Here is a 22,359-nt window from a genome sequence, read left to right on the forward strand (position 1 = left end):
CGGGATCTGCCATGCCGTCACCACCATTTCATTTCACCAAAGCCGAATAGACTCTGCTGTTCCGGCTCCGGCTCACTCTCCATGAGCTGCTCGGTATAGTCCACCGCCTGCTCCAGAACAGCGGGATCAAACCCCGCGGTTTTGTAGCCCTCACGGATGGTGTTGTAGTAATAGTCCGATGGGTACCCCAAGCGATGCCCCGGCGTCATGACATAGACCATGGCGGACACCATTTGTCCGTCCAGCGGCAGCTCCATCATTTCCTTGTCATAGAACCGGGGAAAGCCCTCGTAAACATCCAGCGCCGCCTCGTCCTTCGGCGTGATTTTCCATAGCAGAACAGGGACGGAGGAGCCCTCGCAGGGTTCGATGGTAGCAACGGCTCCGCTTCGGCCGCCCCGGAACACAAGAGCATAATTCTTGATTTCGGATGCCCCCACCACCTTGGCGGATGGGCAGCGATGCGCCATCTGCGGCAGATTGAGATTGCTGCCGTAGGCGATATACAGTTTATTTTTCATATGATCTCCCTTCTACATGGACATAGTAAAAGCGGGGGACTGATCGTCCTCCGCTTCCATAATGGGTTCTGGCACCGCTTCTTCCGGCGGGGTCTGCGCCTGGGAGCGCTCCGCCTCCCGCTTTTGCCGCAGCCGTTCTTTTTGTCTTTGGGCTTGTGCCGGGTCTTTCCACGCAATACAGCCCTCCAGATGATCCAGCAGATGCTTACGGGCGGTTTTGAACTCGTCCCCGATCATGCCGAGGCGCAGAAGCCACACACGAAAGGTATATTTTTCGTTGCTGGATTGGGTTTTTGTCGGGCTTGCCGACCGCTGGTTGAGCGCCTGCGCAGTCATGGCAAGACAGAACTGGATGTATGCCTTGATTTTTCCGGCGTGCAGATCTCCGTTGAACGCCCGGAACTCCACTGTGCCTTTTTGAAACACGCTGTGCAGATTCAGGCAGTGGTAGCGGCTGTGATGGTAATGCTCCCGGCTGCCGTCGCCGCCGTTGTACCAGAGGCTTTTCAGCCGGTCGAGGGTGGCGGGCTTCTGCCGGTTGAGCCGCTCTAAAAAAGCGGGGTCAGTTTTCTGGCAGTAGTGGCTTTCCCGCCCCCGCGAGACCTTCAGCGCCTTGTAAATCATATCCTCCTTGGCCGCCATGATGTTGACCAGATTGCGCAGATGGGGTGCGTCAAAGGGGGCGGCGTTGATGTGGATATGGATGCCGCAGGAGGAATTCACAAAAGCTCCGGCTTCCCGGAGCTTGCGGATTAATTCCTGCACCGTTTCGATGTCCCCATACTGACAGATGGGGCTGACCAGCTCCACGCTGTAGTTCCGGTCAGCGCTGACCTTCCTGCGCCCCTCCTTCCGCTGGCAGTCCAGACTGCCGTCGCTCATGACCTTCCATTTGCGCCCGGTGGTATCCCTTGCGAAATAGGCGTCGTAGAAGCTGCCCTCATATTCTTTTGTGGTGCCGAAATGCTCGGCAATCACCCCGGCGGCACGGCTTCTTGTAAGCCCGGTCATTTCAATTTCAATCCCGAAATCCTGACTCTGTATCTCCATTTAACCACCGCCTTACCACATCCTGTGCTGCAGGGTCAGGTCTTTTTCCTGAGACAGCCCCGCAAGCTCCGCCGCGGAATTGAGGAAGCCGCACAGCCGTTCCCTGCGCCAGGTATCAATGAGGTACCGTCCGCATTCCTCGTTGAGCGCATTGATTTTCAGCACCGTATCCCGCACACACTCAGAAACGGCGGCGGGATCGCCCTGTGCCAAGGTGAGAGCGTCGATGTAATCATCCAGAATCTGCCCCATGAGAGACACATCCTCCGGGGTATAGTGGTAGCTCCCGGCATAGGGATCGGGGTATTCCTTACCGTCCATGCAGCGCCGAAGCTGCTCCAGAACAGCGGGGCGTTCGTCGCAGTCCGCTTTCTGGTACTTCTCCATAAAGGCTAAAAGATCCGCTTCCCGGTTGGGGGTGTAGCGGATGAAGGACAGCATATCTTCGAGGAGTCCCGATTTGTTTTCTTTCTGCTGTTGCAGTCTGTTCATGATTTTTTCTCCCTTCTTCATTATCTGCCGCCCGCCGTTCCGAACAATTTCTCCTTATATGCCGGAGCGTGAACCGCAAGGTTATACCGCTCAATACCGCATTTGTAAAGGCACACGCCGCGCTGGGGAAAGCGGATGAGGTTGTATTCGGATTCCTCTAATTGCAGGGAATCGATATAGAACCGCTTGTCGATGTTGCCTGCGTTAAACAGAAACGCATGAGACGGAATGGAAAACAGGGGCTTTGTCAGCTCCCGGATATGCTCGATGTTGAAGTCCTCCAAGTTCTGCGACGAAAGAATCACCGCCGACTCCTTCTTGCGCACACGCTTCATAAAATTGCGGATATATTCAATAGCCGTCAGGTTCGTGAGGAACAGGTACAACTCATCAATGGCGGCGACAGTGTTCCCCTCGGTCAGCAGCTTGTCGCTCATGAAGGACAGCACATTGAACAGCAGGGCGTTTTTCACATTCCGGCTGGCTTGGAGCAAGCCTTTTACTCCGAACACAATAAAACGGTCGGAGGTCACGTTGGTGTGGCCGTTGAAAAATTGACTTTCCGCGCCCATGCACATGGAGTGGAGCCCCAGCAGGATTTCCTGTAAAAGTTCTGGCGGGTAGAGCTGGTATTTGGTTTTGTCATAGCCCTTGTACTCGGCTTCAATCAGGGCATATAAGTCAGACAAAACGGGATAGTCTGTGGCGGCAAGGCTCCTGAAATCGGTGCGGTCGCTGATGCCGAATTGTTCATACAGCTTGCCCAGCATGATTTCAATGGCGTCAATGTGGCGGTCGGAAAAATCCTTGTAGCACCGGAAGAAATCCTTGAGAAAGCTGATATGCTGACTGAGCTTAGTGGACTGGCGAAACGCCTGTGGCGCATCGGTATCCTCCGGGCTGCCGCCCTCATCCCATGTTTTCGGCTCCAGCGGGTTGATCCGGTACCGGCCCGACATGAGGTCGATGAAACAGCCGCCGAGGTTTTCCGCCAGCTCCACATATTCGTGCTCTGGGTCCAGGCAAAGAACAGACTTGCCCGATTCGAGGATATTACAGAGAATGAGTTTTAACAGGTAACTCTTGCCTTGGCCTGAGTTGCCTAAAATCAGCACATTGGCGTTTGTTTTGTCATCGTCGCGCTTGTCAAAATCCGCGATGATATTCGAGCCGAACTTGTCCCTGCCGAGGTAAAACCCGCGAGGATCGGTTTTGCCGCTGTAGTTGAAGGGGTAGAGATTTGCTACAGAGCTTGCCGGGAGCACCCGTTCAAACTGGCTGGCGAACACGTTGTATCCGGCGGGACCTACGGCGAGAAAGCCCTCCCGCTGGCGCAGCATGAGCCGGTCCACATTGAGCTTACTGCGCACCAGCTCGGTGAGAACATCGGTCTGGAGGAGCTTCAGCGCATCGGGATCATGAGCGGTCAGCTCCAGAAACACAGCGCAGTGCAGGAGCGGCTCCCGGTTTCGGTGCATGGAGGATACCAGCGTGACCACATCCTGCAGATTGCTTTCGGCGGTGACGGTCTGCTGGAGGTCGTTGGTATTGCTCTTATCCATGCGGTTCTTGTTGGCGGCATTGTGGATGATCTTCTTTTCCTCGGCCGCCGTTACCTGACGGGTATAGATGCGCAGGGTCACGCCGTCCTTTTCGCCAAGGTGGCGCAGGATGGCCTGTTCCTCGGTAGCAGTGGGATATTCCCGCAGCACCCACACACAGCGGTAGGTGTTGCCGCAGAGGAAGTGGTCGGTGTTGAATTTGATGATGCCCGGTGCGATCATGTCAAGGAAATCCTTGATTTTTACATCCTCCTGCGGCGGAGATTGGCGCTTTCTTTTTCTTGCCATCAGCATTTCTTCCTTTCTGATTTTGATTTTGGGTATAGGAAAAGCCGCCACATTAGTGACGGCTTGAAGTAAAATGGTTCACTTTGATAAAGATGTGAGGTATAATTATTTTCTAAACCCTGTATTCAATTAAGGAGAAAATATATGATTGATAATTTTCAGATGACCTTTCATCACATAGGCAAACCTGTTCCGTTAGAAAACATTAAAGATAATAAGGATACGAAGTACAGTCCTCTGTTCGACATGTACTCGTTGGATATGAAAAATGATTTGTCCCTTCCAATAGAGTTACATGCTTTCGGTGAAAATTCCTCACTTGATGTTAGAATCCAAAAAGAACCTCACGTTGCTTTTAAGGTGAATGATATTGAGTCTGCCTTGGATGGGAAAGAAATCGTCATGCCGCTTTATCAGCCTTTTGCCGGGTATCGCTGCGCCATGGTTATCATTAACAAGCAGCTGATCGAGTTAATCGAAACGACATTATCTGAAAGTGAAATTTGGGGAGACGGAATATTTAAGGACAGTATTCTTTATCCCAAAGGGAAACACGTTTTAGATGAATCTGCGGAAAAGTGATTTGCGGAAAGCCGGGGGTGCATACTTCCGGCTTTCCGTTTATCTGTTCACTCATTCAAAATAACCCAGCGTTCCCCATCGTAATCCTCATACACCTCGGTCGTGACATTCTGCTCATAATAGACACCCAGCAGACGCTTGATGTCCGATTCACCCGCCTTGCGCACCGTGAAGCCCTGATCCTTGAGGCTCTTTTCGATGCGGGAAAGGTATGGCTGAACATCGCTTTCTTTTTCATTCCGAAGCCGTATAATGATTAAAAATTCCCGCGCCGTTGCCATCTGCACCTGCATATGGTCAAGGGCTGTCTGATCCTGTGCCAGCAGCTTTCGGATGACGGGGTTCTGCTCGGCGTCCATTCTGGCTTTCAGGTAGCTTTTGTTGTCCTCAAAATTTTCCCGGCTGTTCAGGCACAGCATTTCAATATCCGAGATGCCTTTCAGCACATTCATAAGGGCATAAATCCTTGCTCCGATGCTGGAATCGGACAGGACACTGATATTGGTAGGCTTGATCATAAAAAATACCAGCTCGCCGTGGGGAGTCACAAGGCTGTGGCCGGTGATGCCCTCGATGTCCATGAGCTGGCGGGTGGAGGCTTTTTCTCTGGCCTCCTGCTTCTTTTTCCGGTTCATATTCACGCCCTCCATTCATAGGTCTGCTGCTTTCCAAAAAAGAAAGCGGCGGCGTAGCGGATAAAATCAAGGATGCTCACATCCTCGAAGCGGATGGATAAAAAGGCATAGACCGCCGTCACGACAATGGGTGGCAGCCAGCCGAGCCGTGAGAGTGCGAACACTGAAATCAGGCAGCCGATGCCGATGATTCCGATGTCACGCAGCTCCCACAGCCACAGGGTTGCCTTGGATTTTAGGTTGTCGGGGTAGATGTACATGGGGGCGATTCCTCCTGTTCTTCATCAATTTTTCGCAAAAAATAGGCGATACCGCGGAGGACAAAGCTCACACAGGGTATCGCCACACTATTTCCAAGAGCCTTATATCTGGCGCTGTCGGATGCGCCGGGAATCAGCGTCCAGCCGTCGGGAAAGCCTTGGAGCCGTTCACATTCCAAAGGTGTCAGCCTGCGAATCAGGTTACGCCTTTCGACAATGCATTTATTCTGACTGACATACTGGCTGCCGATGCCTTTCTCATCCCCACGGCAAAGCGCGCCCACCACCTCTTGGTATGGCTCACACACTGCGTGGCGGTCGGAGGTCGTAATGGTGTAGCTGATGTCCGGCTTACAGCCGAGACCGTTGCCGCCGTTTTCCGGCTCCCGGTCAATGGTGTTCCCCGCAATGCAGATGGTTTCCTGCAAAATAGCAATGCCGCCTTGGTTTTTGCTGGGGTCGGGGTTTGTCGTGTCAATGGTTCTGGCAACGTCCGTTTCCCGGCATCCCGAATGGGGATTGGCTGATTTCATGCTGTTGGATTCCTTTGAATCAAGGGAAAATGCAACGGGGTTCCCCACCAGCGGAACATTGTTTCCTCCGGTTCCCATCCGGGCGGACATGGTGGGCGCCACAGCATGCGGGCCGGTGTAGCGGCTGTCGATGCCGTGATTTTCAAACAGCACCGGCTGGTTATTGCCACTCATACCGGCACTTGCCGTGATAGTCGGACAAATGCCCTCACCAATTTCAGCGCCGCCCTGCTGGGTTGCCATGACCAGCGGCTGGTGTCCATGCTCTTGGGCACGGAGCGTACCGGTGATATCCTCGGTGGAGTGCATCTGGCTGCCGCCCTGATCGTTGAGGCACAGAACTGATGGCGCAGTGCCCGTTTTAATGGTAGGGGAATACTCAGCCTGATAGCCGATTCCTCTGGCTTCGGCACTGGCATTGCCGCAGAAGCCTGCAGTAAGCACACAGGGATAGCCCTGTCCGGCCTGCCCGCCACCGCCGGTTAGCGAGGTGTGTGTTTCGGGAGTCAGAAAACAATCTCCATCCCCCTTGCTGACAACCCCTGCCGCAAACAACAGCCCTGCCGGGTTTCTGCCACCGCCGCCGTCCGCACCGGCAAGAGTAGGAGCCACACCCTCCGGCGTGAACACACGGCTTTGCTGGGTGTCCCAGCTGTTCATGCAATTGGGCTGAGATACCAGTGGAGGATGCCCTCCCATACCGGCGCGCAGTGTAGACGAAACATCCTCGGTGACATCCATCCGTTCGCCGCCCTGATCGTTTAAGCAGAACAGCGGCTGTGCCACAAAGGTCTGCTGCTTCATCCCCGGCTGGGCCTGTATCGCTCCTGCAACATCGTGCAAATCCCGTACCTCATCACGCTGATTTGCGGCAAAGGCTATCGCTGTTTTTTCTTCTGTCTGGATATATCCGTGCCCGCCGCCTTCGCCGCCGTAGAGGGCGGGCCATGTCCCAGTTTCTTCAAAAATGCGGCGGCTTTGGACATCCCATGGTGTCAGGCAAGCCCCGCCTGTATCATCAGTGCGTCCCTGAGCTGGGGCGGCAGTTCCTTGCCTCTGGCCTCCGCTCTGCGCAATATTCCCAAACAGGCCGTCTTGCTTAAATAGTATTTCGGGTGCGGTCGTACCTCCAAAATCTGCGACAAGGAAGATGCGACGGCGACGCTGGGCGACTCCCCAGAATTGAGCGTCCATGACTCTCCAAGCCAAGCTGAATTCATCTCCCAAAAGGGCAGCCCCAGCAGATTCCCAGCGCCCGGACTCAGGTCGAGGCACATCACAGGCACTGTACTTAATGCGGACGATCTCTTCAATGACCGCCCTGAAGTCCTCGCCGTCTGCGGAGCTGAAAGCTCCGGGGACGTTCTCCCAAACGAGGTATCGAGGTCGAACAAGGTGAGCTGGTACGTTTCGCTGCTCATCGGCTTTTCTCATCTCCTTTGCAATTCGGGTCTGCTCCATAAACAGGCCGGAACGCTCACCCGCCAAGCCCCGGCGCTGGCCAGCGACCGATAAATCTTGGCAGGGTGAGCCGCCACAAATGACATCCACAGGCGGCAGTTTCGCTCCGTCCAGCTTTGTAATATCCCCGACATGGCGCATTTCGGGGAATCGGATTTTCGTCACTTCGATAGGAAAGGCTTCGATTTCACTGGCCCATACGGGAGTGAACCCATTGCGGACGGCGGCAAGGGGAAAGCCTCCAATCCCATCGAAGAGGCTCCCCATGCGCATCATCAGACCATCCTCATCGCCTGTATGGGAGCCTCGGCCGGTACGGTGTTTTTTACTCTGCCAATGACAAAGCCGTTTTCCTGTTCCATTACCCGGCACACCGGGATGCCGAGCCTGACCGCTTCCTCAATTTCAAGGTGCATCCCGAAGGAAATACGGTCGCCATAGCACCACAGCTCGTCACAGCGGGGGAGCACGGCAAGCCCCATATCCAGACCGAGCTGGCGCTCCTGCGGCTTGGAATCATCAAGAAGCTGCGGATATAACAGATGGGGCGCAAAAAAAGCGTGCCCCTCATTCATCACATGGCGGCACGCTCTCTGGGCATATTTGGTATTCTGTTCGATGCCCCCTGCATAAGGGGACGCTACATAGATTAGTTTCATAGGCTTTTCCTTTCATAATTATTTCGGAGCTACCGCCTGTACGATGGTGCGGGTGGTGTTGACGGCTGCCTGTGCGGTATACACGGCGCTCATCACATTGGCCTTTGTGCTGGTATCAAGCCCGAAGGCTCCGGCGATTCGCGGCACCTCTCCCGCAGCCAGCATCAGACCAAGCCCCAGCAGGGCATGGGTTCGCAGGACCATAAGCCCTGCCGTGAGGATGGTTGCCTGCAAAAATGTGGTCAGGCACAGACCAATGATCTGCTTGCACCACTGTGTAAAGCCGTCGATATAGCCGCGGGGAACGGAAAACATATACAGGCTGCCCACGGCGATCTGGATCAGCAAAATGCCGCCGCGCTTCAGATTAGCAAAGAACACCTTAATGACCGCATAGCCCATCATGATAATCATAAAGAGCAGCAGGATGGGGCTGGTAATGACAGACAGTCCGCCGAACACGCCGGAGCCCATGGCGCCGCCGATGTCCGCCGAGCTGCCAAGCTCGGAAATGATGTTTCCGGCAAGGTCGCCAAAGCTGGTTCCATACCCGGTGATGCCCGCCGTGAGGCTGCTCTGGAGATTGACCGAAAGCTTGAACAGCTCCACCGGTACGATGGTAAAAAGAGACACCGCCATAAAGCCCTTGATGGCGTTTAAAGCGGTGTCCTTTACGCTGCCCCGGCCGTGCTGGTATTCTATGCCGGTTTCAAACACCGACACCACCAGCCCGGTTCCGTACAGCGCCCAAGCCAGATAGGAGAAAAACAGGACGATGGACTGTACCCAGCTCATCTCAAACAGCTCCACGCCCATGTTCCCCATCTGTGCAAAGAAGTCGGCCAGAAAGCCGACCACCTGTCCGTAGAGCCATTCGATGATCTGATCCATCACGGTTCCAAGGACGAAGTCCCATATGAACATTGGATTTTCACCTCTTTTCTGTAGAAATAAAAAAGGCACACCATAGCAATGCTGCGGTGTGCCTTTGTATCTGCCTGAACGGATTTCAGGCAGGGCGCAATGATTCATAAAACTTCAAAAACGACTTGACAATCTGTTCGTTCAGAGCTTCAATACCACACAACGGTGGCCGCCGAAATAAGGAAAAGGAGGTCAGTTGCGTGGCAGATTACAAAAAAATGTATGATTCGCTGTTTAACGATGTGACAGATGCCATTTCGCTGCTTCAGCGTGCGCAGCAAAAGACGGAGGAGCTTTTCATCTCCGGCGATGACGGTGTTGTGCTGGAACTCAAAAGAGATTCAGAACCCGACGGCAACGATAAATAACAAAGTCCGTTTGCAAAAAGCAAGGAGAGCGGTTCTGCCGCTCTCCTTGTTTTGCTGCTGCAAACGCCTTTTGGGAGAAATAAAAAAGGCGCACCGTGGGTTCATTCACAGTGCGCCTTGGAAAGTATTTGTGATTGTTGTTTTAGCTCGCTCACTCTGACAGGGTTTATATAATGGGTGGCATAGGCTTTTTCAATGTCCTCGCCGCCGCTTTTGGAAAACCGGAGTTTCTTTGCATGGGGGAAGCTTTTCAGTCCCCACTGTTTATAAAAAGTCCACGAAGCCTTGAGTTTGTTTTTGGCGGCATAGCTTCGGATTTCCCGCATGATAAGGGACAGCTCGGAGAGGTTCACCTTGCAGACACGCTCCAAATAATCCACCTTGCCGAAGCGCCACCGCTCATAATCCTCTTTGGAGAGGATGCTCAGATCCATCAGCACCTGCACCGGTGCCGCTATACCGCTCTTTTGGAGCTGCTGATACATGGAGTTATGAATTTTCCCCACAATTTCGCCGTGCTTCATCGCATCGCCTCCTGTGCGTTACAGCATTTTCTGCTGGGTATGCTCACCGGGAGCCTGCGTCCTTTCAAGACCCTCATCCAACTGGAGTAGGGTTTGGTTCAAGACTGCCATGCTTTCAGAGAGCTGTGCCGGAGAAAGAATGTCTCTTTGGGAAAATACATAAATCTCCTGCATTTTTGAAAAGGCTACCGTCAGCTCGGCATCCGTGCCAACAGCATCAAAAAGGGTGAATTGGGAAAAAGGTTTTTCCGACAGGTCACTTCCGATCCGCTCCCTTTCTTCTTTTCGCTTATAGGCGAGCATGGCTGTGAGTTCTTCCGGCGCTGAGAGCAGGGTGCGGATTCTTTCCTGTTCCATCATGATGGCAAGGTCATAAAGGTGCTTGGCGGTATCAAACAGCATACGCCGCTGGTAATAAAATTCCGCAGCCAGTATTTTATCTGCGAAGATACGTTCCAGCTTGATGGTCTGCACAGGAAAGAGTTTTACTCCGTAATTTGATTCGAGAATTTGGCGTTGCTCACCGGTTGCCTCTGAATAAAGAAGTGGTGAGATTTCAAGGATTTCCACCGGCTCGCTGATGGTGAAGGATGTTGCCTCCACCTTTACATAGCCAAAACGCTGCAGGGCATCAGCGGAATCCACCGCAGTTACAGGAACGTATTCATATACGCTGGTGATGCTGCCCTTCTGATTGCTTTCTCTGGCTTTATCGGTTGTCCTTGAAAGAGTATGATAGCCGTTTGCCGATGTTTCCAGCCGCTTTTTTCCCTGACTTTTTGAACAGTCATGAACTGCAACCGTCAGATCAATATCTTCCGAAAAGCGTTTCATTCGGCCGATGGATTTATACAGGGCGGTTCCGCCTTTAAAGTATGCGGGAAGGGACTCCTGCTTTACGGACAGCTCCCATAGTAGCAGCGTCAGATAGTAATCCTTTTCTATAATGTCGCTTCGGATGCCTGTTCTGCGGCTGACGTCCGAGAGCAGGGCTTCAAATGCGTCTTTATCCTGATGTAAGTTCATTGTTCACCTCCATGAGTAAATCGATAAGGGGCAGTATCACCTTTGCCGAGTAATGTTTGCGTGCGGTAAACAGCAGGGCAAGACCATCCAGTTCCTGTCGCTTTGCATAGCCTGTCAGCAGTAGCTCCGGCTTCTCCGCATCTATATGCGCATCGGCAAGCGCCATTGTCAGATCGATGAACTGGAGATATTTCCAGTTGTCGTCCGTTATCGGCACAGCAGGCTTTTTCAGCTTAATATGGCAATCTTTCGGCAGCTTTGCGCCATAACGGTTTGTGGTGATTTCCATGTTGCGGGGAATCAACGTCGTCAGTCCCAGCCTGTTCATCAGGAATGCGCCGGATTCGTACCCGATTTTGGCGCCGTTCTGTTCCGTCAGGGTTTTCTTCATCACCTGCTCAATGCTCGGCGTAACTTTCCCGAATATGGTCTGCTTCACCTGACAATAGACGCCCTTTTGCAGTCTTTCAATTTCGCCCTTGTCCGCCATCCGCTTCAGCTTCACATTGGTCAGTGCCTTGGCCTGCTCATAGGGCAAGGCAAAGGTTTCCGCCAGTTGTGCCGCAATATTTTCTGTTTGAATTGCTGCCTCGTAGGGAATATTTTTAACAGTCTCTGCAATGTGTTCTCCATATCCAATCTGCTCCATGTGCTTCACCTCCCGGTTAAGTGATATTATATGGTTGATTTTCATTTATAATCATTGCCATTATAATATCACTTTATGCGCCGAAAGTCAATTTTCTCCTGATTACATACCAAGTATCGTCCAGTCAATACTTGCATAAGGACGGTGAACGGATTTTAATTTTCAAACAAAGCCCCCCTTTTTCAAGAAATGGGAAATTATCATATTTTAGTTGACAATTACATTACAGCCGCATATAATATTTAGTAACCTCTTTGCACTGCATTACATTCTTTACTTGGAATGCGAGATCAACAGTACAAACTGAGCAGGCGATGAACCTTTTTTATAAGAGGTCATGGGGCCGGGCCACCCAACGAGTGGCAGCAGATTGCATAATGCGCACATCTGTGGGACAGTAGTATGTTCCATAGGTGTGCTATTTTTATACCCAAATGGAACAACGACCACGAAAATGGAGTGCCATAGAGCTATCAAACGCTGCCGCAAGGCCACAACGGAGGGTTCTTTTATGACAAGCAACAAACTGAACATGGCAGGCCTAGCCGCCGCCGAAGCAAAACGATTGCAGGAACAATATGGCAAAAATGAATTGACCTCACAGAAGAAAGAGAGCTTTCTAAGAAAAGTTCTGCACATTATCTGTGAGCCGATGTTTTTGCTGCTGATTGTTGCTGCAATCATCTATTTTATTCTGGGTGAACCCAGAGATGGTGCGATTATGCTCATTTTTGTAGTGGGCATTATCAGCATTGATGTCATCCAAGAATGGAAAACAGATAAAACCTTGAACGCTCTCAAGGATTTGTCTGCCCCACATGTCACAGTCATTCGTGACGGCAAGGAGCAGACAATTGCAAGCTGCGATCTTGTTCCTGGCGACTTAATGATGATTTATGAGGGAGTCAAAATTCCTGCTGATGGTATTGTGCTAAAATGTAATGACCTGTGCGTGGATGAGTCCTCCTTAACAGGCGAAGCAGAAGGTGTGTGGAAAATTCCAACCGAAAGTGCAGAGCCCATTTCTGACTATTGGCGGAAGGATTACTGTTATGCAGGAACTTTGGTCACACAAGGAACAGCAACAGTGCTGGTTGACAAAATCGGCAGCGGCACCGAGTATGGAAAAATCGGCGTTCATATTGCCGCTGCGCCAGAGGAGCCCACGCCACTGCAAAAGCAGACGGGAAGCCTTGTGAAGCTGTGCGCGGGGATTGCCGCCGTTCTGTTTGCGCTGGTAGGCATTTTTACTTGGTTCAATATTCCCGACCATCCCTTCGGCGCCCGACTGATTGAGAGTATTCTCTCCGGAGTTACGCTGGCCATGGCCATGATTCCGGAGGAGTTCCCGGTGATTCTCACGGTGTTCCTCTCTATGGGCGCATGGCGGCTGGCCAAAAAGCAGTCTCTGGTACGAAAGCTCCCCAGCGTGGAAACTCTAGGAGCCGTCTCAGTTCTGTGCGTGGATAAAACCGGTACTATCACCATGAACCAAATGGCCATGCAGAGCACCTGGGCCGTAGACGGCGACGAGCGCACGCTGTGCGAGATCATGGGAATGGGCTGTGAAACGGATGCCTACGACCCCATGGAAAAGGCCATGCTGGCTTATTGCGAAAGTCTTGGAATATCCAGAGACTTCCTCTTTGGCGGCAAGCTGGTCAGTGAGTATGCCTTTACCAACGAGCTGAAAATGATGGGGCACATTTGGCGACGGGACGACAAACTGGTGATTGCCGCCAAGGGCTCCGCTGAGCAGATTCTGACTATTTGCGACCTGACGGGCGAAGAAAGGGCAACTGCAGAGCGTAAAATCATGGAAATGTCCACGCAGGGGCTGCGTGTCATTGCGGTTGCTACAGCAAGCCCCGCCAATGAATCGGAGATCCCGCCGCAGATCACTGACTGCCGCCTGCGCCTGTGCGGCCTTGTGGGCCTTGCCGATCCTCCCCGTGAAAGTGTCAAGGCGGATATTGCGGTATGCAATAGGGCGGGTATTCGTGTTGTTATGATTACAGGCGACAACGGAATTACCGCATCCTCTATTGCAAAGAAAATTGGTATGCCAAACAGTGACCATATCATCACAGGCGATATGCTAAACGAAATGACTGACGTGCAACTGCGTGAAAGGGTTAAGGATGTCAGCATTTTCTCCCGTGTTATTCCTGAACATAAAATGCGCATTGTGAAAGCGTTTAAGGACAACGGCGAGATTGTTGCTATGACCGGTGACGGTGTTAATGATGCACCTGCTCTAAAATATGCAGACATCGGCATTGCAATGGGCAAGCGTGGCAGTGAGGTATCTCGTGAGGCCGCCGACCTTATTTTAATGGATGACAACTTTACCACCATTGTGGAAACAGTCAAGGATGGCAGGCGAATTTATGATAATATCCGCAAGGCAGTGGGCTATGTGTTCACCATTCACATCCCTATTGCATTTGCCTCCCTGCTTGCACCTATCCTCGGCATTGCGCCGACAGCACTGCTTTTGCTGCCGCTGCACGTTGTGCTTTTGGAGCTGCTGATTGACCCCACCTGCTCCATTGTGCTGGAGCGCCAGCCTGCCGAAACAGATATTATGGAACGAAAACCTCGTGACCCCAAGGAAAAGCTTTTGACTGCGCACATTCTGGCGAAAAGCGTGTTGCAGGGTCTTGTCATCTTTGCCGCATCCTTTGGTGCTTACTATGTGACGCTCTCCGGCAATGCAGACAATGCATCGGTTGCCCGCGCCATAGGGCTTTCCATTATTATGATTTCCAACTTATTCTTGGTGCAGGTGAACAGCTCTGATCATGACTTCGCCCTGCAATCTATCATTCGTCTTGCAAAAGACAAGGTAATGTGGGCCGTGAACTTCGGAACACTTGCGATGCTGGGCATTATCCTTTACTCTCCGCTGAATGCATTCTTGAAGCTGGCACCGCTGTCTGTACCCATGCTTTTGAAAGCCGTTGGGATTGCAGCAGTAGCCGTGTTCTGGTATGAGCTTGTGAAGCTTGTAAAAAAGCTGCTCAGAAGGTAAGCCTATGGGCTGGTATCAAGATATTGCTTTTCCAACGCTGATGCGATGGAATATTGGAAAAAATTCCATTTTGAAAAAGCGTACCGCACTGCTGAAACACGCATACGGCAACATTCTTGAAATAGGAATTGGGGAAGGCACCAACCTTCCCCTTTATCCTACTAATATTACACACATTGCTACTGTGGAGGCTTATCCTAGAAAGCTGAAGGATAGTGCCATCGAGGTTGCGTTATTTTCGGAAAGTGCCGCTGCACTTCATTTTGACGACAACACATTTGATACTGTGGTTTCAACCTTTTCCTTGTGCAGTGTGGATGATTTAGAACAATATAGTCCAGAGTATCCTTGTCAAAGGCAGGTGAGCGAATTTTAGTTATCATATCATTTTTCTCCTTTTTCCTCTGTTCATATGGTGAACATGTTTTCTCTTCAAACCTCACCTTAGATCCTTTAATATCCATTTTCATTGACAGAAAATAAAAGATGTAGTATCATACAGTTTAGTTGATACTACATCTTTTTTATGCTGGAGGTGCTATTATGGATGCCACTAAACGGCAAATCACAAAGATTGCCCGTGAAGTCAATAAGTTTACTGCCCGTATGCTGAAGCTGGACGATATTGGAACTGCGGAATATGATTTCATCCATGTGGTTCGCAAAAATCCCGGCATCACACAGGCTGCCATTCGGGAGATTCTCGCATTGGATAAAGGGGCCGCTGCCCGCCGTGCGGCCAATCTGGAGGCAAAGGGGTATCTTATCAGAAAGGCAAACCCTGCCGATGGCCGCAGCCAGCTGCTCTATGCCACTGAAAAGGCTGACCAATTAAAAAACTCCAAGGCTTCCGTTGAAGCTCTTTATTATGAATATTTGCAGGAAACATTGTCTCCTGAGGAAAATGCTGAGTTCTGTCGGCTGCTGAACATCCTTTACACGCGCTCCAAGGCAGAGAGCAAGGCAGACTTTCCAAACCTCATTCACCGCTTTTTAGAAGGGAGCGGAGGAAAATGAGCAGCACAAATCAAAATATCAAACAGGTTTCTCAGCCTGACCATATTCTGTCCTACTTCAAGATGGAACGTTGGTCGCTCACGCTGGTTACGATTTCAGGCATCCTTTACAATGTTGGAATGATTGCGGGGCCATATTTTGAAGGCCGTTTGGCACAGTGCCTGTTCGACATTATGGGTGGTCGTGAATCCTTTTCCGCCATGCTGTCACTGGCGGTGGTCTATCTGATTGTCATTTTAGCCGTGCAGGTCATGCGCTGCGTGAAGCGCTTCTATGTGCGCCGTTTTGCAAATAATACCAGCCGCAACATGCGTCATATGCTCTACAACAGCCTCGTGAACATGAGCCGGGATGAACTGGAGCGAGAAAGCATTGGAACGGTGATGACCAAAGCGGTATCGGATGTGGATGCCTGCGCGGAGGGCATGCGAAAGTTCACCACAGAGGTGTTTGATACCGGCGTGGTGCTGATTGCGTACCTTGCCATGCTGTTTTATTACGACTGGCGTCTGACGCTGATTTCCTGTGCCTTTACCCCTGTCGCTTATTTCATCGCAGGACGTTTGAAACACCGGGTAACGCAGTACAACGGGACATACAAAAAAAGCGCCGAACGGCTGAACGGTGCCACCATGGACAGAGTCTCCAATGCGGTTACCTATCGCATTTACAGCTGTGATAAAAACAGGGACCTAGCTTATGAGGGGTACCTGAGAGACTATGAAAAGTGCGCAGTGGCAGCAAATTTTTGGGAGAACACCATGCAGCCGCTCTACCACATCATTTCCATGTGCGGTGTGATATTTGTCTTGTATCTGGGCGGTAAAAATGTTACCGGTACTGGCTGGAGCAACTGGAATATCGCCGCTTTCACCACATTCCTGTCCTGCTTTGCCAAAATGGCGCTCAAGTCATCCAAGACTGCGAAGCTGTTTAATTCTGTTCAAAAGGCACAGGTTTCCTGGGCGAGAATCAAACCGCTTATGAAAGAGTATGTGGAGCAGTCTACTCTGTCCGATATGGATTTTTCTGCCGGGGCATCGATTAAAGTGCGGGATTTGTCTCTGCGCTGGGAAAACGGGCAGCAGGTGCTGCACGGGATTTCTTTTTCCGCACAGCCGGGACAAATCATCGGCGTGACGGGAGCAGTTGCCAGCGGAAAATCCATGCTGGGCAAGGCGCTGTTGGGGGAACTGCCCTACGAGGGTAGCATTGAGGTAGATGAGCGAGAACTGCGCACGCTGAGTTTATACGAGCGCAGCCGGCTGCTGTCCTATCTGGGGCATGAACCGGAGCTGATGACAGAGAGCATTGAAGAAAATATTCGTCTGGGTGAAAAAGGCGAAATAGCCCGCTGCCTGAAAACGGTGTGTCTGGCAGATGAAATTTGTAAAATGCCGCAGGGAGCGGCTACCTCCGTCGGCAGCGGTGGAATCCGTCTGTCGGGCGGTCAGCAGGCACGTCTTGCGCTGGCTCGCACCTGCTATCATGCACGGCAGATTTTGATTTTGGATGACCCCTTTTCCGCAGTGGACCAAAAAACCGAACGGGAGATTTTTGCAAATCTGCGTCTGCTGGCTGCAGACCGCATCGTTATTTTAATTTCCCACCGTTTACAGCTGTTTCCACAGTTGGATCATGTACTCTTTCTGGAGCATGGCACGAGCGTACTTTCCACCCATTCTGCGCTGATGCGGGGAAACAGCACCTATGAGACACTCTATCAGGCGCAGGCAATGGGAGGTGCAGGCCATGAAGAATAAGAACGGACTTGGCGTCGTTTTTCGGAAGACCGTCCGTCAAAACAGTGGGATGACCCTTCTCACCGGTATTCTGATCGCCGCCTGTGTGGCAGCCGCGCTGTTTCCTCCCCTTGTTCTGGAGCAGATGGTAAACCGGCTGACCGGACGGCAGGCCGTTTCTCTTGTGCTGCCCCTTGGTTACTTTGGGCTGCTGGCACTTTCTGATTTGCTGGAGTCAGGTCAGAGCGTGATGATTACGGTGTTCGGGCAAAAGATGGCCCATAGTCTGCGCAGCGAGCTTTGCGCCAAACTGAAACGACTGCCGGCGGCTTATTTTACACAGCATGCCCCCGCCAAAATCACCTCTCGCTTTGTCAATGATGTGGATGTGGTGGATTCTCTCTTTACAAACGGCATTATCGGGATGGTTGCCGATGCGTTTAAGGTACTGAGCATTCTTATGGTCATCTTTTATAAAAGCACCGGGCTTGGAATCCTGATGCTTTTGGTGACTCCGGCGCTGTTCGCCATGACGCGTCTGTTTCAAAAGCGAATGCTCAAGGCGCAGCTTGCAAACCGTGTCGCCGTCAGCAAGGTAAACAATCATGTGCCTGAAACCATTCATAACATCCGCACGATTCATACCCTGTTTCGGCAAAAGTACATGGAAGAAAAGTATGATTCCTATATTGAGGAAAGCTACCGTGCCCTCGATAAGTCCAATCTGTATGATTCCATTTATTCTCCCATCGTCATTTTTGTCAGCTCCTGCGTGATTGCAGTGATGATGGTGTTCGCCGCTTTGGGCGGTGGAATGCAACAGTTTTTTGGAATTACCGTGGGTACGGCAGTTGCCATCATCGCCTATGTGGGCAAGGTGTTTGAGCCGCTTGAAAGCATCGGCATGGAGATCCAGAACATTCAGTCTGCTGTGGCAGGCGTAAAGCGAATCAACGAATTCCTGTCTGAAAGAGAGCGCACCGTACCGGAGGGCACCTCAAACAGGGCGTTTTCCGACGCAAACGGGGAATCAGCTATTAGCTTTGACAATGTGGAATTTGGATATGACGATAAAACCGTAGTCTTACAGGATATGAGTTTTTCTGTGCAGCAGGGCGAAGCAGTCACATTTATAGGCAGAACCGGTGCCGGAAAAAGCACGCTGTTCAAGTTGATTCTTGGCTTGTATGCTCCGCAAAAAGGGCAAGTACTGATCAATGGCATTGATGCCGCCCAGATTTCGGACAAACAAAAAAGAAAGCTGTTCGGTTATGTGGAGCAGACCTTTCATTCAGTTGCCGGAACTGTGGCGGAGCAAATTTCTCTGTTTGATGATTCCATCGGTCAGAAACAGATTGAAGAAGCTGCAAAACTGGTAGGCCTGCATGAAAATATTATGGAACTGGACCAGAGGTACAACACGCCGGTGGAAAAGCTCACCTTCTCTCAAGGTCAGTTTCAGCTTCTCTCCATTGCAAGGGCGGTTGCGTCACAGCCTAAAATTTTACTGCTGGACGAAATCACTGCAAATCTGGACAGTGAAACTGAGTTGCGGGTGCTGCAAGGCCTGGAACGGGCGTGTAAGGGGCGGACCGTATTGTCTATCTCCCATCGTCTGAATGAGAGCACGCACAGTTCTCGCTTGATTCAAATTGGTGAATAACAAAATGTGAAGCCCTGAGATTCATCCTGAGAGGATAATAACTATGGATTTGAAAAAAAGAGCACGACAGTTGAAAACCGATATCCCAGCGGTATTTCTGTGTATGAAGGACAAAAACACTCCTGCCATTGCAAAAGTGTTGGCTGGTGTAACCGTCGCCTATGCCTTATCACCGGTTGATCTGATACCGGATTTTATTCCCGTGCTGGGGTATCTTGACGATGTCATTTTGCTTCCCTTTCTGATCGCGCTTACCATTCGTTTTATCCCGCAAGAGCTATTTGAACATTATCGGGAAGAAGCAACGGGCCAATGGGCAAGCGGGAAGCCGAAAAAGTGGTACTATGCTCTCCTGATTGTGGCCATCTGGCTTCTTGTTTTATGGCTGATTATAAGAGCATTTCTGTTTTAACTTTGCAGCTATCACAAGAAACTGGAAATAATAAATTGCAGCGCCTGCATTTTTTCTTAGATGCAGACAAGTTGATAATGTTATATTGCATATAACCTGCAATAGGCTGAAAGTATAGGCAATCTCACCAATTAGGATGAGATTGCCCATCTTCTATTTCACCATCACATTCCGAGAATTGTCCAAATATAGGTCGGCGCCGTCAGTGTGAACACCAAACAGGCGAACAGAATTGCAGGCGCCGCCCACTCAAATTGTCCGTGTTTTCTATAGTCGAAGTATGCAGTCCCCAATTTTGCAAAGAAAAACACCGCCAGAATCAGGTCGATGGCGGGGAATACCACCTTGTTGACCACGGTTTTAATCTGGCTGGAGGCGTCGTTCCACGTTCCTTCGATTGCCCCGGCCACATCGCCGTTTGCCGCAAAAGCGGTTGTGCTAAACAACAGGCTTACCATGAGAACAAGCGAGAGTGCCAGTGCAATTTTTTTGTATCTTTTCATGAAAACCACCTTCCTGAAATAAGGAACAAGGCCGCAGGATCGCTCCCGCCACCTTGTTCTTTTTCTGTGTTATAGCTAAGGTTTTTTAGGGCCAGCGTGCCAATCCTGCCACAAATTTCCCTTGATGGTCAGGCTGTCGGTCAGGTTGGCGGACAGCATTCCATCGGGCGTCCACGCATCTATGAGCCATGTGTTGACGGTATAGGCGCCATCGGGCATCCAGATCGGGCTGAAATGGGTCCGATTCTTGTAGGTGGAATAGGGATTTTTCTGAAACTCAAACCGCCCTGTACCCATTCGCTCCAACAGTCGCCAATAGGTTTCGTAGCCGAATTCGGGAAAATAGCTGACCGCATTCTGCGGCTGGGTTACCGCCGAGCTTTGGTTGGAGCTGATGCTCCCGGTGGCGGTCTGGTTGATGCCGTACCCGGATTTCATAGTTCTTCCGCTGGCAGTAGGATTTTTGCTGTCGCACTGAATGCTCATGGCTGCGGTCAGGCTGGCGCTGTAGCGATCCAGATCAAATTCGTACCACCCATGGTCGCACCAATATCCATCATCGTCCTCATCGCCGCTGTGCCACACCCAATATTCCTGCCACCACGGGCGCCAGACACTCCAGCTTACCGTGCTTTTCACTGCTCTACTTGGAACAGAAACACGGGAGAAACTGTCGTTGCGGTCATCGGCTACGGGATTGGGTGGCGGGTTCTTATCAAGATCAACGATTTTCACGTTGAGGGTCGTTTTCGCTGTGTTGCCGGGGCCGGACACTGTCACCTTAATGGTCATGTTTTGCTCGGTATCCGGGGTTCTCCATTTCACCCACGCAAGCTGGCTGTCGCCGTCGGGGTAATAAACATTGCCCACGCTGTAGGTCTGGCCTCCGATGTTGAAGCTGACGCGGGTGGGGCTGTCGGGATCAGACTGACCGCCGCTGATTCTCACTGCCGTGATGACATCGGTGTTGACACGGTACTCGTAGTCGTAGGCTTCAATCTGCGGTTTCTCCGGCTTTTCTTCAAATCGGACGATGCCAAGCCCAAGGCTGGATTTAATATCCGCGTTGGTGGCGGCGCTGGTCTTGCTGCCGCCCCATGCGGGATAGCCGAGATCGCTTACCTCCAGAAACATAGCAAGAGGCAGATTCTTGTGGGTGAGGGATACCATCCGCCGCCTTAACAGACCGCTGGTCTGCTCATCATAGAGCGCCGCCTCGGTGGCGGTGGTGGCAAACATATTGCCCTCGAACTTGTAGTAAGCCAGTGGCTCCAAAAGAATTTTATACTCGCCGCCGATGAGAACGTCATAATTCATGCCTGTAATTTCCGCAATACGCTTAACCACGTATTCGGAACAGAAGTATTTCTTTATGGCCTCAATGTTGTTGCTGCCGTTAGTGCTGATGATGCGTGGCATAGTCTGTCCGGGATTTTTATAGGTATAGCCACCTTTTACCGGGCTTAGTGAAGCACCGTTATTATATTGCAGTTTGCTAACCTTTCCAAAATGGTATATTCCCGCCGAGGGAGCCTTATTGGTAAAGTCAAAAGGTGTGGTGACCACCGCATGGTCGCTTGCGCGAACAACTGTTACACGCACACCTTCGTTGCCGGGACTCCATGAATTGGTGCTGGTTCCCTGACCCATCCCGCCGCCACCGCCGTCAATGTTCCCGCTGCCGCCGGTGTCGGCAAAAGCAGTCATCGGGCAGAGCATACACAAAATGAGGAACAGCGGCAGGGCTCTTAAAAGTAAATTTTTCATCCTAACCTCCTGTTTCTGCAAATAAAAAAGCACGGTATCTTTCAACCGTGCCATGGGGTATATTCTTATTTAGTCCATGATACCAACCTGTTTGTTGATATCGCCGTCTCCATCAACAACTTCTCCATGATTAGCACCGCCATCCGGCACATTATCAAAGCCGGGGATGCTGTTTCCACCGCTGCTGGGTTTAGAGGAGGGTTCCTGCTTCGGTGTTTCCTTCGGCTGTTCCACCTTGTCATGGTCGACAGCCGTGGGAGGCTCGGTGACCTTTTCGCCATTGGGCTTTTGCGTAGGGTCTTTGAGCTGTTCCTCGGTATATTCGGGCTTGCTCACATCGCCCTGAATGGTCTGCTCGGTGCCGCTGGAAACCGCGCCGTTGTCGGCACTTACCGGCTGAGTGGTATCGGGCGGGGTTACGGTGACCTCTTTTTCATTCTCTGTAATTTCCGGTTCGGATGGGTCTACCGTCACATTGCTTACCTCGGAGCTTTGGGACGGAAGGGGCGCATCTGCCGGTTCCGGCGTCTGGAGCCGCTGCCCGATCAGCACTACCAGCACCGCACAGAGGGCGAGTCCACCGGCGACGGCCAGCCACTTCTTCATTTTGGGATTCATATTTTTCATAAGAGTATCCTCCTATTGTTAAATTTTGAGATTCTTCTTGTTAAGTCACACCCTACCACG

At 51.4% G+C, this 22,359-nt stretch carries 23 protein-coding genes and 1 riboswitch; of the genes, 8 read left to right on the forward strand and 15 right to left on the reverse strand.

Annotation, left to right across the window (positions count from 1 at the left end; translation table 11 throughout):
* Positions 1–17: 17 nt before the first annotated feature.
* Genes L9W92_RS02515 through L9W92_RS02530 form a run of 4 tightly spaced genes read right to left on the reverse strand, consistent with a single transcriptional unit; the run spans position 18 to position 3,919 of the window.
* Positions 18–521 carry a gamma-glutamylcyclotransferase family protein gene (locus L9W92_RS02515; protein WP_117415747.1) on the reverse strand — a complete coding sequence of 168 codons (504 nt, stop codon included), beginning with the start codon at positions 519–521 and terminating at the stop codon, positions 18–20.
* Positions 522–533: 12 nt separating this feature from the next.
* Complete coding sequence (locus tag L9W92_RS02520) at positions 534–1,571, reverse strand: amidoligase family protein (RefSeq protein ID WP_240082208.1); 1,038 nt, start codon at positions 1,569–1,571, stop codon at positions 534–536.
* A 12-nt stretch (positions 1,572–1,583) separates the two neighbouring features.
* On the reverse strand, positions 1,584–2,063 hold the full coding sequence (locus L9W92_RS02525; protein WP_240082209.1) for a hypothetical protein: 480 nt from the start codon (positions 2,061–2,063) through the stop codon (positions 1,584–1,586).
* A gap of 20 nt (positions 2,064–2,083) precedes the next feature.
* The gene (locus L9W92_RS02530; protein WP_376741773.1) at positions 2,084–3,919 is read right to left on the reverse strand and encodes a VirB4 family type IV secretion system protein; all 1,836 of its coding nucleotides are present in this window, start codon (positions 3,917–3,919) and stop codon (positions 2,084–2,086) included.
* 138 nt (positions 3,920–4,057) lie between these two features.
* On the opposite strand from L9W92_RS02530, the gene L9W92_RS02535 reads away from it, so the two are divergent.
* Complete coding sequence (locus L9W92_RS02535) at positions 4,058–4,495, forward strand: hypothetical protein (protein ID WP_089608645.1); 438 nt, start codon at positions 4,058–4,060, stop codon at positions 4,493–4,495.
* A gap of 47 nt (positions 4,496–4,542) precedes the next feature.
* Here L9W92_RS02535 and L9W92_RS02540 read toward each other — a convergent pair whose 3' ends face one another.
* From L9W92_RS02540 to L9W92_RS02560, 5 genes are read right to left on the reverse strand one after another with little or no spacing between them, the layout of a single operon-like run.
* Positions 4,543–5,130 (reverse strand): hypothetical protein, encoded by a 588-nt coding sequence (locus L9W92_RS02540; protein ID WP_117415748.1) that lies wholly within the window; start codon positions 5,128–5,130, stop codon positions 4,543–4,545.
* A 2-nt stretch (positions 5,131–5,132) separates the two neighbouring features.
* Positions 5,133–5,390, reverse strand: coding sequence for a hypothetical protein (locus tag L9W92_RS02545; protein WP_089608647.1), 258 nt, complete (start codon positions 5,388–5,390; stop codon positions 5,133–5,135).
* A complete protein-coding gene (locus L9W92_RS02550) occupies positions 5,366–7,660 on the reverse strand; it encodes a DNA cytosine methyltransferase (protein WP_240082210.1) in 2,295 nt (764 codons plus the stop codon). Before L9W92_RS02550 ends, L9W92_RS02545 begins: the two co-directional genes overlap by 25 nt.
* Positions 7,660–8,043 carry a DUF7768 domain-containing protein gene (locus L9W92_RS02555; RefSeq protein WP_240082211.1) on the reverse strand — a complete coding sequence of 128 codons (384 nt, stop codon included), beginning with the start codon at positions 8,041–8,043 and terminating at the stop codon, positions 7,660–7,662. The genes L9W92_RS02550 and L9W92_RS02555 overlap by 1 nt, the downstream gene beginning before the upstream one ends.
* Before the next feature lie 18 nt (positions 8,044–8,061).
* A complete protein-coding gene (locus L9W92_RS02560; protein ID WP_018307436.1) occupies positions 8,062–8,967 on the reverse strand; it encodes a conjugal transfer protein TrbL family protein in 906 nt (301 codons plus the stop codon).
* A 200-nt stretch (positions 8,968–9,167) separates the two neighbouring features.
* Here L9W92_RS02560 and L9W92_RS02565 point away from each other — a divergent pair, with 200 nt between their 5' ends.
* Entirely contained in the window at positions 9,168–9,335 is a 168-nt protein-coding gene (locus tag L9W92_RS02565) for a hypothetical protein (RefSeq protein WP_018307435.1), read from the forward strand.
* A gap of 101 nt (positions 9,336–9,436) precedes the next feature.
* Here L9W92_RS02565 and L9W92_RS02570 read toward each other — a convergent pair whose 3' ends face one another.
* From L9W92_RS02570 to L9W92_RS02580, 3 genes are read right to left on the reverse strand one after another with little or no spacing between them, the layout of a single operon-like run.
* Positions 9,437–9,859 (reverse strand): hypothetical protein, encoded by a 423-nt coding sequence (locus L9W92_RS02570; protein WP_018307434.1) that lies wholly within the window; start codon positions 9,857–9,859, stop codon positions 9,437–9,439.
* 18 nt (positions 9,860–9,877) lie between these two features.
* A complete protein-coding gene (locus L9W92_RS02575) occupies positions 9,878–10,885 on the reverse strand; it encodes a nucleotidyl transferase AbiEii/AbiGii toxin family protein (protein ID WP_018307433.1) in 1,008 nt (335 codons plus the stop codon).
* Positions 10,866–11,534: a DUF6088 family protein gene (locus tag L9W92_RS02580; protein ID WP_018307432.1), complete on the reverse strand. Its 669-nt coding sequence runs from the start codon at positions 11,532–11,534 to the stop codon at positions 10,866–10,868. Before L9W92_RS02580 ends, L9W92_RS02575 begins: the two co-directional genes overlap by 20 nt.
* Positions 11,535–11,827: 293 nt before the next feature.
* Positions 11,828–11,934: riboswitch (NiCo riboswitch) on the forward strand.
* Positions 11,935–12,045: 111 nt separating this feature from the next.
* Here L9W92_RS02580 and L9W92_RS02585 point away from each other — a divergent pair.
* From L9W92_RS02585 to L9W92_RS02610, 6 genes are all read left to right on the forward strand, one after another.
* On the forward strand, positions 12,046–14,568 hold the full coding sequence (locus L9W92_RS02585) for a cation-translocating P-type ATPase (RefSeq protein WP_240082212.1): 2,523 nt from the start codon (positions 12,046–12,048) through the stop codon (positions 14,566–14,568).
* A gap of 4 nt (positions 14,569–14,572) precedes the next feature.
* Positions 14,573–14,944, forward strand: a complete 372-nt coding sequence (locus L9W92_RS02590; RefSeq protein WP_018306936.1) for a class I SAM-dependent methyltransferase — start codon at positions 14,573–14,575, stop codon at positions 14,942–14,944.
* A 167-nt stretch (positions 14,945–15,111) separates the two neighbouring features.
* Complete coding sequence (locus L9W92_RS02595; protein WP_240082213.1) at positions 15,112–15,585, forward strand: MarR family winged helix-turn-helix transcriptional regulator; 474 nt, start codon at positions 15,112–15,114, stop codon at positions 15,583–15,585.
* A complete protein-coding gene (locus L9W92_RS02600) occupies positions 15,582–17,348 on the forward strand; it encodes an ABC transporter ATP-binding protein (protein ID WP_230398909.1) in 1,767 nt (588 codons plus the stop codon). Before L9W92_RS02595 ends, L9W92_RS02600 begins: the two co-directional genes overlap by 4 nt.
* On the forward strand, positions 17,338–18,990 hold the full coding sequence (locus L9W92_RS02605) for an ABC transporter ATP-binding protein (protein WP_240082214.1): 1,653 nt from the start codon (positions 17,338–17,340) through the stop codon (positions 18,988–18,990). The genes L9W92_RS02600 and L9W92_RS02605 overlap by 11 nt, the downstream gene beginning before the upstream one ends.
* 43 nt (positions 18,991–19,033) lie before the next feature.
* On the forward strand, positions 19,034–19,402 hold the full coding sequence (locus L9W92_RS02610; protein WP_225544039.1) for a YkvA family protein: 369 nt from the start codon (positions 19,034–19,036) through the stop codon (positions 19,400–19,402).
* A 164-nt stretch (positions 19,403–19,566) separates the two neighbouring features.
* Here L9W92_RS02610 and L9W92_RS02615 read toward each other — a convergent pair whose 3' ends face one another.
* The 3 genes from L9W92_RS02615 to L9W92_RS02625 form a co-directional block, all read right to left on the reverse strand.
* Positions 19,567–19,905 (reverse strand): DUF3852 domain-containing protein, encoded by a 339-nt coding sequence (locus L9W92_RS02615; RefSeq protein WP_018305753.1) that lies wholly within the window; start codon positions 19,903–19,905, stop codon positions 19,567–19,569.
* Positions 19,906–19,980: 75 nt separating this feature from the next.
* Positions 19,981–21,672 (reverse strand): DUF8193 domain-containing protein, encoded by a 1,692-nt coding sequence (locus tag L9W92_RS02620; RefSeq protein ID WP_230398911.1) that lies wholly within the window; start codon positions 21,670–21,672, stop codon positions 19,981–19,983.
* A 69-nt stretch (positions 21,673–21,741) separates the two neighbouring features.
* Positions 21,742–22,299 (reverse strand): DUF6550 family protein, encoded by a 558-nt coding sequence (locus L9W92_RS02625; RefSeq protein ID WP_018305751.1) that lies wholly within the window; start codon positions 22,297–22,299, stop codon positions 21,742–21,744.
* Positions 22,300–22,359 lie beyond the last annotated feature (60 nt).

It is taken from the genome of Pelotomaculum terephthalicicum JT, assembly GCF_022410535.1.
Classification (GTDB): Bacteria; Bacillota; Desulfotomaculia; order Desulfotomaculales; family Pelotomaculaceae; genus Pelotomaculum_D; species Pelotomaculum_D terephthalicicum.